This window comes from Pseudomonas sp. 91RF (assembly GCF_003576265.1).
Classification (GTDB): Bacteria; Pseudomonadota; Gammaproteobacteria; order Pseudomonadales; family Pseudomonadaceae; genus Aquipseudomonas; species Aquipseudomonas kribbensis.
Genome location: NZ_QWFC01000030.1, coordinates 93,135 through 108,136 on the forward strand (window position 1 = coordinate 93,135; position 15,002 = coordinate 108,136).

At 60.1% G+C, this 15,002-nt stretch carries 16 protein-coding genes; 13 read left to right on the plus strand and 3 right to left on the minus strand.

Annotated elements, in window-relative coordinates; translation table 11 throughout:
* The first annotated feature begins 55 nt into the window (after nucleotides 1–55).
* Nucleotides 56–1,648 (plus strand): hypothetical protein, encoded by a 1,593-nt coding sequence (locus tag DXT77_RS16650; protein ID WP_119428445.1) that lies wholly within the window; start codon nucleotides 56–58, stop codon nucleotides 1,646–1,648.
* 107 nt (nucleotides 1,649–1,755) lie between these two features.
* Here the strand turns inward: DXT77_RS16650 and uraH are convergent, their stop codons facing one another.
* Entirely contained in the window at nucleotides 1,756–2,109 is a 354-nt protein-coding gene (gene uraH / locus DXT77_RS16655) for a hydroxyisourate hydrolase (protein WP_119428446.1), read from the minus strand.
* A 430-nt stretch (nucleotides 2,110–2,539) separates the two neighbouring features.
* On the opposite strand from uraH, the gene puuE reads away from it, so the two are divergent.
* The 9 genes from puuE (at nucleotide 2,540) to DXT77_RS16700 (ending at nucleotide 10,654) form a co-directional block, all read left to right on the plus strand.
* Nucleotides 2,540–3,466 (plus strand): allantoinase PuuE, encoded by a 927-nt coding sequence (gene puuE / locus DXT77_RS16665; RefSeq protein WP_007960032.1) that lies wholly within the window; start codon nucleotides 2,540–2,542, stop codon nucleotides 3,464–3,466.
* Nucleotides 3,463–3,978 (plus strand): 2-oxo-4-hydroxy-4-carboxy-5-ureidoimidazoline decarboxylase, encoded by a 516-nt coding sequence (gene uraD, locus DXT77_RS16670; RefSeq protein ID WP_085710634.1) that lies wholly within the window; start codon nucleotides 3,463–3,465, stop codon nucleotides 3,976–3,978. Before puuE ends, uraD begins: the two co-directional genes overlap by 4 nt.
* Nucleotides 3,979–4,065: 87 nt before the next feature.
* Complete coding sequence (gene alc, locus DXT77_RS16675; RefSeq protein ID WP_085710633.1) at nucleotides 4,066–5,061, plus strand: allantoicase; 996 nt, start codon at nucleotides 4,066–4,068, stop codon at nucleotides 5,059–5,061.
* 81 nt (nucleotides 5,062–5,142) lie between these two features.
* Complete coding sequence (locus DXT77_RS16680) at nucleotides 5,143–5,646, plus strand: ureidoglycolate lyase (protein WP_027613342.1); 504 nt, start codon at nucleotides 5,143–5,145, stop codon at nucleotides 5,644–5,646.
* Nucleotides 5,647–5,697: 51 nt separating this feature from the next.
* Entirely contained in the window at nucleotides 5,698–7,020 is a 1,323-nt protein-coding gene (locus DXT77_RS16685; protein ID WP_119428448.1) for a urate hydroxylase PuuD, read from the plus strand.
* A 169-nt stretch (nucleotides 7,021–7,189) separates the two neighbouring features.
* Nucleotides 7,190–8,548, plus strand: a complete 1,359-nt coding sequence (locus DXT77_RS16690) for a nucleobase:cation symporter-2 family protein (RefSeq protein WP_119428449.1) — start codon at nucleotides 7,190–7,192, stop codon at nucleotides 8,546–8,548.
* A 162-nt stretch (nucleotides 8,549–8,710) separates the two neighbouring features.
* Nucleotides 8,711–9,496 carry an outer membrane protein OmpK gene (locus DXT77_RS16695; protein WP_119428450.1) on the plus strand — a complete coding sequence of 262 codons (786 nt, stop codon included), beginning with the start codon at nucleotides 8,711–8,713 and terminating at the stop codon, nucleotides 9,494–9,496.
* Between the two features lies 1 nt (nucleotide 9,497).
* Nucleotides 9,498–9,872 carry a hypothetical protein gene (locus tag DXT77_RS29750; protein ID WP_147407010.1) on the plus strand — a complete coding sequence of 125 codons (375 nt, stop codon included), beginning with the start codon at nucleotides 9,498–9,500 and terminating at the stop codon, nucleotides 9,870–9,872.
* Nucleotides 9,869–10,654 carry an outer membrane protein OmpK gene (locus DXT77_RS16700; protein WP_119428451.1) on the plus strand — a complete coding sequence of 262 codons (786 nt, stop codon included), beginning with the start codon at nucleotides 9,869–9,871 and terminating at the stop codon, nucleotides 10,652–10,654. Before DXT77_RS29750 ends, DXT77_RS16700 begins: the two co-directional genes overlap by 4 nt.
* 114 nt (nucleotides 10,655–10,768) lie before the next feature.
* Here the strand turns inward: DXT77_RS16700 and DXT77_RS16705 are convergent, their stop codons facing one another.
* Both DXT77_RS16705 and DXT77_RS16710 read right to left on the minus strand, forming a co-directional pair.
* Nucleotides 10,769–11,941 (minus strand): patatin-like phospholipase family protein, encoded by a 1,173-nt coding sequence (locus DXT77_RS16705; protein WP_119428452.1) that lies wholly within the window; start codon nucleotides 11,939–11,941, stop codon nucleotides 10,769–10,771.
* A 35-nt stretch (nucleotides 11,942–11,976) separates the two neighbouring features.
* Nucleotides 11,977–12,909, minus strand: a complete 933-nt coding sequence (locus tag DXT77_RS16710; protein WP_119428453.1) for a lipid A biosynthesis lauroyl acyltransferase — start codon at nucleotides 12,907–12,909, stop codon at nucleotides 11,977–11,979.
* A 116-nt stretch (nucleotides 12,910–13,025) separates the two neighbouring features.
* Between DXT77_RS16710 and minC the strand changes: the two genes are divergently transcribed.
* The 3 genes from minC to minE all read left to right on the plus strand — a co-directional run bounded on the left by minC (nucleotide 13,026) and on the right by minE (nucleotide 14,999).
* Nucleotides 13,026–13,763, plus strand: a complete 738-nt coding sequence (gene minC / locus DXT77_RS16715) for a septum site-determining protein MinC (protein ID WP_119428465.1) — start codon at nucleotides 13,026–13,028, stop codon at nucleotides 13,761–13,763.
* Nucleotides 13,764–13,932: 169 nt separating this feature from the next.
* Entirely contained in the window at nucleotides 13,933–14,745 is an 813-nt protein-coding gene (minD, locus tag DXT77_RS16720; protein ID WP_085690474.1) for a septum site-determining protein MinD, read from the plus strand.
* On the plus strand, nucleotides 14,745–14,999 hold the full coding sequence (minE, locus tag DXT77_RS16725) for a cell division topological specificity factor MinE (RefSeq protein ID WP_007960071.1): 255 nt from the start codon (nucleotides 14,745–14,747) through the stop codon (nucleotides 14,997–14,999). The genes minD and minE overlap by 1 nt, the downstream gene beginning before the upstream one ends.
* Nucleotides 15,000–15,002: the final 3 nt, after the last annotated feature.

Sequence of the window (15,002 nt, forward strand, 5' to 3'; positions counted from 1 at the left end):
CATCCAGCCTCTTCTGGCCTGATCAACGTGAATCGACCTTGCGAGTGAAATACCCATGAGCCCCAAACGCCCAATAAAACCCGGTGCATCGACCACCTCCCCCGAAACGCCTTTCACTCTTCCCGACATCGGGCCTCCGGCACTCCACAGATTGCCGCTGAACATCGCGCCCCACGGCGAAGACCGAGTAACCGTCGATCACCCGAGGACGCCGGTTCAATCAAGCTCCTCCCTGCATGCACCTCTGGAGATCGTCGACCTTCCGGCCGAGACCCATATCACCCATGTCGTGGTCCATGCGCCGATCGAGCATTTTTTCCTTCCACCCAATCAGCTATCCAGACTTCCCGCGCCGAATGCGCTTTCCGGCATTCGGGAACTCGGAACGCAGAGGCACTTCGTGGATCTTCAGGAAGGGGGCACCGTATTGCTGGGCATTGATTCGGAGAACCATTTCCGGGCCAGATTGAACAGCGACTTCAGACCTTCCGGTCCACGCCTCGAACGGGTGGAAGACACCCTTACCTGGCGCGTGAAACCCAGCGACGAGAGTACCGGCGGCAGCGATTCCAGATTGACGCTCAAGCGCCTGCGAAACCCGGATGATGATCCGCAAGACGTTGTCGCGCCCAAACGCTCCTCCACCGCGACGGGTGAGGAATGGTCCGATCCCTGGAAAAAATGGGACGCGCCTCCCCAGCAGGCATCCATCGGCAGTATTGAAGTCGATGGCATCCGCTTTCTGCTGGTGCCGCGCGGTACTGACCCGGATCACCCGATCGTCTACATCAAGAATCCGGAACACTGGGTGTACGACTTCGACTACATGGAACGCATCCTTGGCACTGACCTGATGCAGCAACCCAGGGGAGCGATCCGCGTTCCCCCCGCCAATCAGTGGGAGGTCGATCCGAACCTGCCCTTTCAATATCCGCTGAAGCAGTACATCGCCACTTATTTTCCACTGTTGTCGGATACCTCGATGAACAAGGTAGCCAGACATCAATTCGGTCTGGCCAACGATGGGGATATGGCAACCGGCGTGGGTCTGACTCGCCTCAGGCAAACGTTCAACGATTGGAAACGCGGTAACAGCACGCCTCATCCGCCACTGGCCGATCCATTACTGATGCTGCCGACGCTGGCTACATCCAGCGGCGGGCCAGGGCTCAGCCGTACACTGGAATTGCCAACCCTGACCCCGGAAGGCCCCCTGCAGCGACTGGACTTCGACCTCACAAGACAAGAGGGGGATTATTTCAAAACGACGCAGTCAGGCGTTGAGCTCAAGCGGCTCATGGCCAACATCCTGAATCGCCAGGGCTATGATGTTTTCACGCCAACGCCTTCATCTTCCTTCCCGGCCCTGGTGTTTCGTCGGGAGAATCATCCCTTTGTCTTCTTCATCAGCCTGCACCGCGTCAGGGGCAGGAAAATTCATCAGCCCTTGAATTCCGGTCCCGACGCTGCCGACGCCCGATTGAACACCCAGGTCGGATACCCGGCATTACAGGAAATGCTTCAGGCGCACGCTGAAAACAGACTGGTGTGGCTCAAGGGCGGATCTCAGATTCATGCTTCGCAACCGGACAGCATTTTCATCGTCAGGGATGATGAGTCGAGGCTCGGAACGATTGCGAACCTGTAATCCGGAACGCTTTTGGCGAGACGAAAAAAAGCCCGCAGTGTGAGCGGGCGAAAGACCAAAGAAGCTATATGCGCAGTCGCTTCCCGGTGGAGGCAGCTGCTTGGGGGTCAGCTGCCCCGGTACGTGGAATAGCTGTAAGGCGAGATCAGCAACGGTACGTGGTAGTGATCCTGTTCGGCAGAAATGCCGAACCGCAACACCACCACGTCCAGGAATGCCGGCTCCGGCAACTGGACGCCACGGGCGCGGTAGTAATCGCCGGCGTGGAACTGAACCTGATAGACACCGGTACGGTAGTCATCGCCTTGCAGCAGCGGCGCATCGACCCGGCCATCGCTGTTGGTAAGCGCACTGGCGACCAATTCCAGGTGCGAACCTTCAACGCGGTACAGCTCGACCTTGATCGAGCCGCCCGGGCAACCGTGTGCAGCGTCCAAAACGTGTGTTGTCAAACGTCCCATTGATTCTGCGCGCCTGCCTGCGTGGAGCAGTCAGACTTCGCGCCTCCCGAAGTCAGTTGAAAAGGAGACCGCACCGTTTCGGAGCACGAAAAGCTGCGGCGAGCGACTGATTAAGACACTTTTCAAAAAAATTGTACACAATAAAAACGACATTTTTCCGCTCACCTCCGCCATCCTGCGATTTCCCGGGGATCTGCCCGATAACCATGCATTCATTGAACCCTTGAACCATTAGCTGACTGGTCAGGCAGGTTTCTTGCAGGTTCACGCCATCAACAGCAAAAGATGACAGCCGGTGAAAAATGCGAAAATTCAGGCTTACAAATTGAGAATAAAGTTGTATACAATCAGCCCATCGCTGTGACGCCAGCCTGCCATCCAAACTTCAGGGCGCCACACAATCTGTCAACGAATAAGAAGGAAGACTGCAGTGAGCGCTGACTACCCACGCGACCTGATCGGTTACGGCAGTAACCCTCCTCACCCACACTGGCCGGGCAATGCCCGGATCGCCCTGTCGTTCGTGCTCAATTACGAAGAAGGCGGCGAGCGCAACATCCTGCACGGCGACAAAGAATCGGAAGCCTTCCTCTCGGAAATGGTTGCCGCTCAACCGCTGCAAGGCGCGCGCAACATGAGCATGGAATCGCTTTACGAGTATGGCAGCCGTGCCGGCGTCTGGCGGATCCTGAAACTGTTCAAGGAATTCGACATTCCGCTGACCATCTTTGCCGTGGCCATGGCCGCCCAACGTCATCCGGACGTGATCCGCGCGATGGTCGAAGCCGGTCACGAGATCTGCAGCCACGGCTATCGCTGGATCGACTACCAGTACATGGACGAGGCTCAGGAGCGCGAGCACATGCTCGAAGCGATCCGCATCCTCACCGAACTCACCGGCGAGCGCCCACTGGGCTGGTACACCGGCCGCACCGGCCCGAACACCCGTCGTCTGGTGATGGAAGAAGGCGGTTTCCTCTACGACTGCGACACCTACGACGACGACCTGCCCTACTGGGAACCGAACAACCCGACCGGCAAGCCGCACCTGGTGATCCCGTACACACTGGACACCAACGACATGCGCTTCACCCAGGTCCAGGGTTTCAACAAGGGCGACGATTTCTTCGAATACCTGAAGGACGCGTTCGACGTGCTTTATGCCGAAGGCGCCGAAGCACCGAAGATGCTGTCGATCGGCCTGCACTGCCGTCTGGTGGGCCGTCCGGCGCGTCTGGCTTCGCTCAAACGCTTTATCGAATACGCTAAAAGTCATGAACAGGTGTGGTTCAGCCGCCGCGTCGACATCGCCCGTCACTGGCATGAAACCCACCCGTACCAAGGGGCTGCCAAATGAGCACCTTTCAAACCCTGAAACCGTCGACCCTGAGCCGCGACGCCTTCGTCAAAGCCTTCGCCGACATCTACGAACATTCGCCATGGGTGGCCGAGAAGGCCTTCGACCTGGGCCAGGACGCGTCGATCGACCAGATCGAAACCCTGCACCAGCGCATGAGCGACATCCTGTTGAGCGCCGATCACGCCAGTCAGCTGGCACTGATCAACGCTCACCCGGACCTGGCCGGCAAAGCTGCCGTCCAGGGCCAGTTGACCGAAGCCAGCACCAATGAACAGGCTGGCGCCGGTATTCACCAATGCACGGCCGAAGAGTTTTCTCGCTTCACCGAGCTGAACGACGCCTACAAGGCCAAGTTCAAGTTTCCCTTCATCATGGCGGTAAAAGGCAGCAACCGGCATCAGATCCTCGCGGCGTTCGAAACGCGCATTCACAACCCGGTCGACACCGAGTTCAAATGTGCGCTGGCGGAGATCAACAAGATTGCCCTGTTCCGTTTACTGACTCTTTAGCAAGCCTGGCCCGAGCGTGTCAGACGCGGAGAACGCCCAGGGCCTCGCAAGCATCCCCAGCCACTTATTTAAAGGCAGACAAGAAGAATGAAAGCTTACGCCGTACCTTTCGAGAAGTTCGTCAACCTGGCCGATGCCCGCCTGGGCACCAAAATCATCTCGGTCACCGATGACTGGTTCGCAGACGCCAATCGTCTGTTTCAGCCGACCCCGGCCGTGTGGAAGGAGGGCGTGTTCGACGACAACGGCAAGTGGATGGACGGCTGGGAATCCCGCCGCAAGCGCTTCGAAGGCTACGACAGCGCGGTAATCCGCCTGGGCGTACCGGGTTCGATCAAAGGCGTGGACATCGACACTTCATTCTTCACCGGCAACTTCCCGCCATCGGCCTCCCTGGAAGCGTGCTTCCTGGCCTCGGGCGAGCCGGACGAAAACACCCAGTGGACTGAAGTGCTGTCGGCCGTCGAGCTGCAAGGCAACAGCCACCACTACCACGAAATCAGCAACGACAAGGCCTTCAGCCACCTGCGCTTCAACATCTACCCGGATGGCGGCGTGGCCCGTCTGCGCGTGTACGGCATTCCGTTCCGCGACTGGTCGGCGGTTGGCGACAACGAGCAAGTCGACCTGGCAGCAGCCCTCAACGGTGGCCGCGCCCTCGCCTGCTCCGACGAACACTTCGGCCGCATGAGCAATATCCTCAACCCGGGCCGCGGCATCAACATGGGCGACGGCTGGGAAACCGCACGCCGTCGCACGCCTGGCAATGACTGGGTCATCGTCGCGCTGGGCCACCCGGGCGAGATCGAGAAAATCGTCGTCGACACCCTGCACTTCAAGGGCAACTACCCGGACAGCTGCTCGATCCAGGGCGCCTTCGTAAAAGGCGGCACCGACAGCCAGATCGAAACCCAGTCGCTGTTCTGGCGCGAACTGCTGCCGAGCCAGAAGCTGGAAATGCACGCCGAACACACCTTCGTCGAGCAGATCAAGGCACTGGGCCCGATCACCCACATCCGTCTGAACGTGTTCCCGGACGGTGGTGTAAGCCGCCTGCGCCTGTTCGGCAAGGTCGCCAAGTAAGCGTTGAATCCTGTAAGGGGGGAGCTTGCTCCCTCCTCACACAAAGCAGAACCAACAACACAGAATTCGGAAAAGAACAGCATGCGCACATTGACGATTGAACCGCTGACCAAAGAAGCCTTCGCCCCCTTCGGTGACGTGATCGAAACCGACGGCAGCGATCACTTCATGATCAACAACGGTTCGACCATGCGCTTCCACAAACTGGCGACGGTCGAAACCGCGACGCCCGAGGACAACGCGATCATCAGCATCTTCCGCGCCGACGCGCAGGACATGCCGCTGACCGTGAGCATGCTGGAACGCCATCCGCTGGGCAGCCAGGCTTTTATTCCGCTGCTCGGCAACCCCTTTCTGATCGTGGTCGCGCCACTTGGCGATGTACCTGTATCAGGCTTGGTCCGCGCCTTCGTCACCAACGGCAGGCAGGGCATCAATTACCATCGCGGCGTCTGGCACCACCCGGTGCTGACGATCGAAAAGCGGGATGACTTCCTGGTGGTTGATCGCAGTGGCACAGGCAATAACTGCGATGAGCATTTTTTCAAAGAGGATGAGCGTTTGATCCTCGCCCCCCACCAATAAGAGAAGGTCTGATCACTCGACAACAAGAGTGACAGGCGAGAGGTAAAGACTGTGGAAGCACATCTGTTGGAATGGCTGAACCTGAGCGTGCGCTGGGTTCACATGATCACTGGCGTGGCCTGGATCGGCGCGTCGTTCTACTTCGTCTGGCTGGAGAACAACCTCAACCGCGTCAACCCGAAAACCGGTCTTGCCGGTGATCTGTGGGCGATCCACGGCGGCGGTATCTATCACCTGGAAAAATACAAACTGGCCCCTCCGTCGATGCCGGAGAACCTGCACTGGTTCAAATGGGAAGCCTATTTCACCTGGATGTCGGGGATCGCGCTGCTCTGCGTGGTGTTCTACTCCAACCCCGTGCTTTACCTCGTGGCACCCGGCAGCGGCCTGACCGGCCCTGAAGGCGTGGCCATCGGCATCGGTTCGCTGATCGCCGGCTGGTTCATCTACGACTTCCTCTGCGATTCGCCCCTCGGCAAGAAACCCGCCCTGCTCGGCTTCATCCTGTTCGTGCTGATCATCGGCGCGGCGTTTGGCTTCAGCAAGGTGTTCAGCGGTCGTGGTGCGTACCTGCACGTCGGCGCGATCATCGGCACCATCATGGTCGGCAACGTGTTCCGCATCATCATGCCGGCGCAACGCGCACTGGTGGCCGCGATTGCCGAGAACCGCACGCCGGATCCGGCACTGCCGGCCAAAGGCCTGCTACGCTCGCGTCACAACAACTACTTCACCCTGCCGGTGCTGTTCATCATGATCAGCAACCACTTCCCGAGCACTTACGGCAGCCAGTACAACTGGCTGATCCTGGCCGGGATCGCAGTGTTGGCGGTGTTGGTGCGTCACTACTTCAACACCCGTCACGACAGCCACAAGTTCGCCTGGACCCTGCCGGTGGCAGCGGTGGGCATGATCACCCTGGCGTACGTCACCGGCCCTGCGCCGATGCCGACCGCGCCGGAAGTGGCCAAGGCTCCTGCGAAAATCGAGTACCAGCCGCTGCCGGAAACGGCCCTGGGTGGTGGCGCGAAACCGGCTGAAGCGGCACAACCGGCCGCCGCTGCTGCACCTGCTGCACCCGCCGCTGCTCCGGCTCAGGCATCCAACGCAGGTCCTGCGTTCGACAAGGTGCACAACGTGATCCAGGAACGCTGCGCGGTCTGCCATTCGGCCAAACCGACCAGCCCGCTGTTCAGCGCTGCCCCGGCCGGTGTGATGTTCGACACCCCCGAGCAGATCCGCCAGAACGCGGCGCGGATCCAGGCGCAAGCCATCACCACGCAGATCATGCCACTGGGCAACATCACGCAGATGACCCAGCAGGAACGTGACCTGATCGGTGCATGGATCGCCCAGGGAGCCCAGACCAACTAAGCCGTAAAAACCTCGCGAGCAAGCTTGCTCCCCCAGGGACATCATCAATCCCTGCGGGAGCGGGCTTGCCCGCGAATGGCCGCACTGCGGTCCGCCTGATGCAAAGAGAACAGCGGCAAGCAACCCGGCTGCTGTTCATCACAAGAATAAAAAAGATCCGAGGTGTTGCATGTCCGAGCTGTCCAAAGCGCGCATCCCCGACGCACCCGCCATTCAGCGTTTGCCCCTTTTGCAACTGATCCTGGTCGGTTTGCAACATGTTCTGCTGATGTACGGCGGCGCCATCGCGGTACCGCTGATCATCGGACAGGCCGCTGGCCTGAGTCGTGAAGAAATCGCCTTCCTGATCAACGCCGACCTGCTGGTCGCCGGCATCGCCACCATCGTGCAATCCTTGGGGATAGGCCCGATGGGCATCCGCATGCCGGTGATGATGGGCGCCAGTTTCGCCGCCGTCGGCAGCATGGTCGCCATGGCCGGCATGCCCGGCATCGGTCTGCAGGGAATCTTCGGCGCGACCATCGCTGCCGGGTTCTTCGGCATGATCATCGCGCCGTTCATGTCCAAGGTCGTACGCTTCTTCCCGCCGCTGGTGACCGGCACGGTCATCACCTCGATCGGTCTGTCGCTGTTCCCCGTGGCCGTGAACTGGGCCGGTGGCGGCGCTGGCGCCGCTCAATTCGGTTCGCCGATTTATCTGGCCATCGCCGCTTTGGTGCTGGCGACCATTCTGCTGATCCACCGCTTCATGCGCGGTTTCTGGGTCAACATCTCCGTGCTGATCGGCATGTGCCTGGGCTACGTGCTCTGCGGCGCCATCGGCATGGTCGATCTGAGCGGCATGGCCAACGCGCCGTGGGTTCAGTTCGTCACCCCGCTGCATTTCGGCGTGCCGAAGTTCGAACTGGCGCCGATCCTGTCGATGTGTCTGGTGGTGGTGATCATCTTCGTCGAGTCCACCGGGATGTTCCTGGCGCTGGGCAAGATCACCGGCCAGGAAGTCTGCCCGCGCATGCTGCGTCGCGGCTTGTTGTGTGATGCCGGCGCATCGTTCGTTGCCGGTTTCTTCAACACCTTCACCCACTCCTCTTTCGCGCAGAACATCGGCCTGGTGCAGATGACCGGCGTGCGCTGCCGCTCGGTGACCATCGTTGCCGGCGGTCTGTTGATCGTCCTCAGCCTGCTGCCGAAAGCGGCGTTCCTGGTGGCATCGATTCCACCGGCGGTACTCGGTGGTGCGGCGATTGCGATGTTCGGCATGGTGGCAGCCACCGGCATCAAGATCCTGCAGGAAGCCGACATCGGTGACCGACGCAATCAATTGCTGGTGGCGGTGAGCATCGGCATGGGCCTGATCCCGGTGGTGCGCCCGGAATTCTTCGCCCACCTGCCATTGTGGATGAGCCCGATCACCCACAGCGGGATCGCCATGGCCACCCTCAGCGCACTGACGCTGAACCTGTTGTTCAACATCCTGGGCGGCGCCGAGCGCGCGGCCATCAACGACTGTCACGCACACCAGCATTAACAGCAACACCGATGTGCCCTTGTGGGAGCGAGCCTGCTCGCGAAAGCGGTATGACATTCAACCCTTCAGTTGACTGAAAGAACGCCTTCGCGAGCAGGCTCGCTCCCACAAGGGGAAGAGCAGCTCTGCGCCTCAAACAATAAAAACAAGAGGGAGCAACAGATGATCCGGACTCAAACCAACGTGTTGTTGAGCGGCGGCCTGCTGGCCGCATCACAAGCCATGGCCGGCGATTTATTGCTGTGGCAGACCAACAGCCTGAGCTACCTGTACGGCAAGAACTTCGCGATCAACCCGTCGATCCAGCAGACGGTGACGTTCGAGCACGCCGACAAGTGGAAGTACGGCGACAACTTCCTGTTCGTCGACAAGATCTTCTACAACGGCAAGGAAGACCGCAACAAAGGCCCGCACACCTACTACGGCGAATTCACCCCGCGCTTCTCGTTCGGCAAGATCTTCGACCAGAAGATCGAATTCGGCCCGATCAAGGACGTGCTGCTGGCGATGACCTACGAGTACGGCGAAGGCGAGAGCGAGGCCTATCTGATCGGCCCCGGTTTCGACCTGAAGGTACCGGGCTTCAACTACGTCACCCTGAACATCTTCCGTCGTCAGACCGAAGGCCCGCGCCCGGGCGATGGTGTCTGGCAGATCACCCCGGGCTGGTCCTACAGCTTTCCGCTGGGCAATTCCGACGTGCTGATCGACGGCTATCTCGACTGGGTCGTCGACAACGACGAGAACTCGCGTGGCACCTATCACGCCAACCTGCACATCAATCCGCAGATCAAATACGACCTGGGCAAAGCTCTCGGCTGCCGTCAGAAGCAGCTGTATGTCGGCACCGAATACAGCTACTGGAAGAACAAATACGGGGTCGAAAGCAGCCACAACCTCGACACCAATCAGAACACCGCCAGCCTGCTGGTGAAGGTGCACTTCTAAGATGACCCGCAACCGTGCCGCCTACCTGTCGTCGGTGCTCTGTTGCGGGGCACTTGAGGCCTGGCCGTTGAGTCAGTATTCTCCGCGGCCTCCTGAATTCGGTCTAAAAAAAAGCCCGGATTTAATTCCTGACCGACGGGCCAACTTATCCCGGCCCCGGTCAGTACCGAGGCGTCCCGAAAACACGCTCAATCGACTGTTTTTCAGCAGCCGACGGGCGTTTTTTTGCTTTTCGAAAAGCCTTGGCTCAGCTCTTGCTAACAGCATGAAAGCTGACCGGATGGATGATTTTTGCAGCAATGAAAAAAGGCGCCACACCAGAGCGCCGACTCAAAAAAATAAACGTGGAATACCTACTTTGGGAGCAACCGAATGAAACGTATGAGCACCAGCCTGATGCTTGCGGGAACCATGCTGGCGGGGGGCCAGGCCATGGCCGACGGCCTGCTGCAATGGCAGAACAACAGCCTGACCTACCTGTACGGCAAAGACTTCAAGGTCAACCCGGCCATCCAGCAGACCGTCACCTTCGAGCACGCCGATGCGTGGAAGTACGGCGACAACTTCCTGTTCGTCGACAAGATTTTCTACAACGGCAAGCCTGACGGTGGCGTCGGCAACAACACCTATTACGGTGAGTTCCAGCCACGTATCTCGCTGGGCAAGGTGCTCGACCAGAAGATCGAATTCGGCCCGATCAAAGACGTGCTGCTGGCCATGACCTACGAGTTCGGCGAAGGCGACGTCGAGTCCTACCTGATCGGTCCAGGCTTCGACCTGGCGATTCCGGGCTTCGACTACTTCCAGCTGAACTTCTACCAGCGCCACACCGAAGGTTCGCGCCCGGGTGACAACGTCTGGCAGATCACGCCGGTCTGGTCCTACACCATTCCGGTCGGCAACTCGAACGTGCTGATCGACGGCTACATGGACTGGGTGGTCGACAACGACGTCAACAGCAAAGGCGAATACCACGCCAACCTGCACTTCAACCCACAAGTGAAATACGACCTGGGCAAGGCGCTGAATTTCGGCGAGAAGCAGTTGTACGTCGGTGTTGAATACGACTACTGGAAAGACAAGTACGGGATCGACGACACCCGTGGCTTCACCACCAATCAGAACGTGACCAGCTTCCTGGTGAAGTTCCACTTCTGATCCGGCGGCGTCCTCACGGACGCCATCGCGAGCAAGCTCGCTCCCACATTGGTTTTGTGCACGACACAAATCCCGGTGGGAGCCAGTCTGCTGGCGATTGCTGCACCACTGATTTCAGGCCGGAACCACCGCCTCGCCAATCCCGAGAAACCGGCACAGCTCATCGCGCTTGGCCAGCGCATCGCGCCGTCCAAGGTCGATCAGTTCACTGCAATACCCCGCCTCGAACAGCAAATAACTCAACACCCCTGCCCCGCTCGTTTTGGTCGCCCCCGGCCCGCGCAAGAACAGCCGCAACGCCGCCGGCAGTTCCTGACGATGCCGCGCCGCGATTTCATCGATCGGCTGACTTGGCGAGATCACCAACACTTCCACCGGCGCCACACCCAGCGTGCGTATCGGCGTGCCTTCAGGCATTAGATGGCTGAACTGGTTCAGACGCTGGAGCAGTTCAATATCGCTTTCCAGGCTGTCAATGAAGGTGCTGTTGAGCATGTGCCCGCCGATCTGCGCCAGCGTCGGCTGCTGACCGGTGTAAGTGCGCTCCAGCGGTTGTGCCGGATCGAAACCGCGCGGGTTGCCGCTGACGCCCACCACCAGCACCCGGCTCGCGCCCAGGTGCAGCGCCGGGCTGATCGGTGCCGATTGCCGCACCGCGCCATCGCCAAAGAATTCCTCGCCGATTTTCACCGGGGCGAACAACAGCGGGATCGCCGAACTGGCGAGCAAGTGCTCCACGGTCAATTGCGTCGGCACGCCGATGCGTCGATGGCGCAGCCAGGCATCGATGCTGCCGCCGCCCTGATAGAAGGTCACCGCTTGTCCGGATTCGTAGCCGAACGCAGTCACCGCCACCGCATGCAATTGCTTGCGAGCGATGGATTCGGCGATGCCGGGCATGTGCAGTTTTTCATTGAGCAGATGACGCAGCGGCGAGCTGTTGAGCAGCGCCACCGGCAATTGCCGGCCCATGCCCAACAAACTGTGACTGACGAAACGGCTGGCCTGGCGGATCACCCCCGGCCAGTCGCTGCGCAGCACGCGATGGCTGCGAAAGCCTTGCCAGAACAGGGTCAGGCGTTCGATGGCGGCCCGAAAGTCCGTGGCGCCGCTGGCGAGGCTGACTGCGTTGATCGCCCCGGCCGAGGTGCCGACGATCACCGGGAACGGATTGTCCGCGCCCAGCGGCAGCAGTTCGGCAATCGCCGCCAGCACCCCCACCTGATACGCCGCCCGAGCCCCGCCGCCGGAAAGAATCAAACCTGTGACCGGTTCAGCTGGGCTCATTGCAACGCTCCGTGGTGCTTATGGGATGAGGTGAATCAACGACGTTTGGCGTACAGCTTCGGCTCGCCCGGCGGACGGCTCTTGAAGCGCCGGTGCGCCCACAGGTACTGCTCGGGGCAATCGCGCAACACGCCTTCCACCCACTGATTGATGCGGATGCAATCGGCTTCTTCGGTCTCGCCCGGGAACCCTTCCAGCGGCGGATGGATCACCAGACGATAGCCGCTGCCGTCGGCCAGACGCTCCTGAGTGAACGGCACCACCAGCGCCTTGCCCAGTCGGGCGAACTTGCTGGTGGCGGTGACCGTGGCGGCCTGAATGCCGAACAGCGGCACGAAGATGCTTTGTTTGGCGCCGTAGTCCTGATCCGGCGCGTACCAGATCGCGCGCCCGGAACGCAGCAGCTTGAGCATGCCGCGCACGTCGTCGCGCTCCACCGCCAGCGAATCGAGATTGTGCCGCTCGCGGCCCTGACGCTGGATGAAATCGAACAGCGGGTTCTTGTGTTCGCGGTACATGCCGTCGATGGTGTGCTGCTGGCCGAGCAGCGCCGCGCCGATTTCCAGGGTGGTGAAATGCACCGCCATCAGAATCACGCCCTTGCCTTCGCGCTGGGCCTTTTGCAGGTGCTCGAGGCCTTCGACATGGGCCAGTTTTGCCAGACGCTGACGGGACCACCACCAGCTCATCGCCATTTCAAAGAATGCGATGCCGGTGGAGGCGAAATTTTCCTTGAGCAGGCGTTTGCGCTCGGCGGCGGACTTTTCCGGGAAACACAGTTCCAGATTGCGCTTGGCAATGCGCCGCCGGTCGCCGGCGAAGCGATACATCAGGGCGCCGAGAAAACGACCGATGGACAGCAATGCCGGATAGGGCAACTGCACCGTCAGCCACAACAGCCCCAGGCCGCACCAGAGCGGCCAGAAGCGTGGAGCAAGAAATGCTTTTCGAAAACGCGGGCGATCCATTAAAGCTTCCGTAAATAAGTGGCCGCGCATTCTACATCGTTCAGCCCGGCTTGCGGCTGGCGGGCGTTCTCGTTATAAGTCTCGGCACTTTTAGTGACAAGCCGTTGTATGCCGACATGAGCCAAAACGAATCGCCAGACCAAGATCCCGTGTTCCAGTTGAAGGGCAGCATGCTCGCCATCACGGTGCTGGAGCTGTCCCGTAACGACCTGGACAGCCTCGATCGGCAACTGGCCGCCAAAGTCGCCCAGGCACCGAACTTCTTCAGCAACGCGCCGCTGGTCCTGGCGCTGGACAAGCTGCCGCCGGGCGAAGGCGCGGTCGATCTGCCGGGCCTGATGCGCGTGTGCCGCCAGCACGGCCTGCGCACCCTGGCGATCCGCGCCAGTCGCATCGAAGACATCGCCGCCGCCATCGCCATCGACATCCCGGTGCTGCCGCCGTCCGGCGCCCGTGAACGGCCGCTGGAAACTGCCGAACCCATTGCACCGAAGAAGCCGGAAAAGCCGCCTGAGCCGACCGTCAAACCGACCCGCGTAATCACCACGCCAGTACGTGGTGGCCAACAGATCTATGCGCAAGGTGGCGATCTGGTGGTGGTGTCTTCGGTCAGTCCGGGGGCGGAACTTCTCGCCGATGGCAACATCCATGTATACGGCCCGATGCGCGGTCGTGCGCTGGCCGGGGTCAAGGGTGACACCAAGGCGCGGATTTTCTGTCAGCAATTGAGCGCTGAACTGATCTCCATCGCAGGCCATTACAAGGTTTCCGAAGACCTGCGTCGCGATCCGATGTGGGGGGCGGGCGTACAGGTCAGCCTGTCGGGCGACGTGTTGAACATCATTCGGCTTTAACGGATACTGCCGCATTTTCCAAGCATCTCTAAAACGTAGCGAAAACGGCTCAAACGAAGTAGGAAAAAGGCCAAAAGCCGAATTCCAGCCAAGGCTGTCCGACTGCAGTAGTTTTCAAGAGATGTTTTTCAGGGGCTGAACAGTCCTTCTTCCTTAGGGGTGAAACACCTTGGCCAAGATTCTCGTGGTTACATCCGGCAAGGGTGGTGTGGGTAAGACCACCACCAGCGCCGCTATCGGTACCGGCCTCGCTCTGCGCGGCCACAAAACAGTGATCGTCGACTTCGACGTGGGCTTGCGTAACCTCGACCTGATCATGGGTTGCGAGCGCCGCGTGGTGTATGACTTCGTCAACGTGGTGAACGGCGAAGCCAACCTGCAACAGGCCCTGATCAAAGACAAGCGCCTGGAAAACCTCTACGTACTGGCCGCCAGCCAGACCCGCGACAAAGACGCGCTGACCCAGGAAGGCGTGGAAAAAGTCCTGATGGAGCTCAAGGAACAATTTGAGTTCGTGGTCTGCGACTCCCCGGCGGGCATCGAGAAAGGCGCCCACCTGGCCATGTACTTCGCTGACGAAGCGATCGTCGTGACCAACCCTGAAGTGTCCTCGGTACGTGACTCGGACCGCATGCTCGGCCTGCTGGCCAGCAAGTCCCGTCGCGCCGAAAAAGGCGAAGAGCCGATCCAGGAACACCTGCTGATCACTCGCTACCACCCGGAGCGCGTCGAAAAAGGCGAAATGCTGGGCGTCGAAGACGTCAAGGAAATCCTCGCCGTGCGCCTGCTGGGTGTCATTCCGGAATCCCAGGCCGTGCTCAAGGCTTCCAACCAGGGCGTCCCGGTGATCCTCGACGACCAGAGCGACGCCGGCCAGGCCTACAGCGATACCGTTGATCGCTTGCTGGGCAAGGAAAAAGAACACCGGTTCCTGAATGTCGAGAAGAAGGGATTCTTCGAGCGTCTGTTTGGAGGTAGGTAATGAACCTTTTTGACTTCTTTCGTGCCAACAAAAAGCCAAGTACCGCCTCGGTCGCGAAAGAGCGTCTACAGATCATCGTGGCGCATGAACGCGGCCAGCGCAGCACCCCTGACTACCTGCCATCCTTGCAGAAGGAACTGGTGGAAGTGATCCGCAAGTACGTCAACATCGGCAACGACGACGTACACGTGGCACTGGAAAGCCAGGGCAGCTGCTCGATTCTGGAACTCAACATCACCCTGCCCGATCGCTGAGTC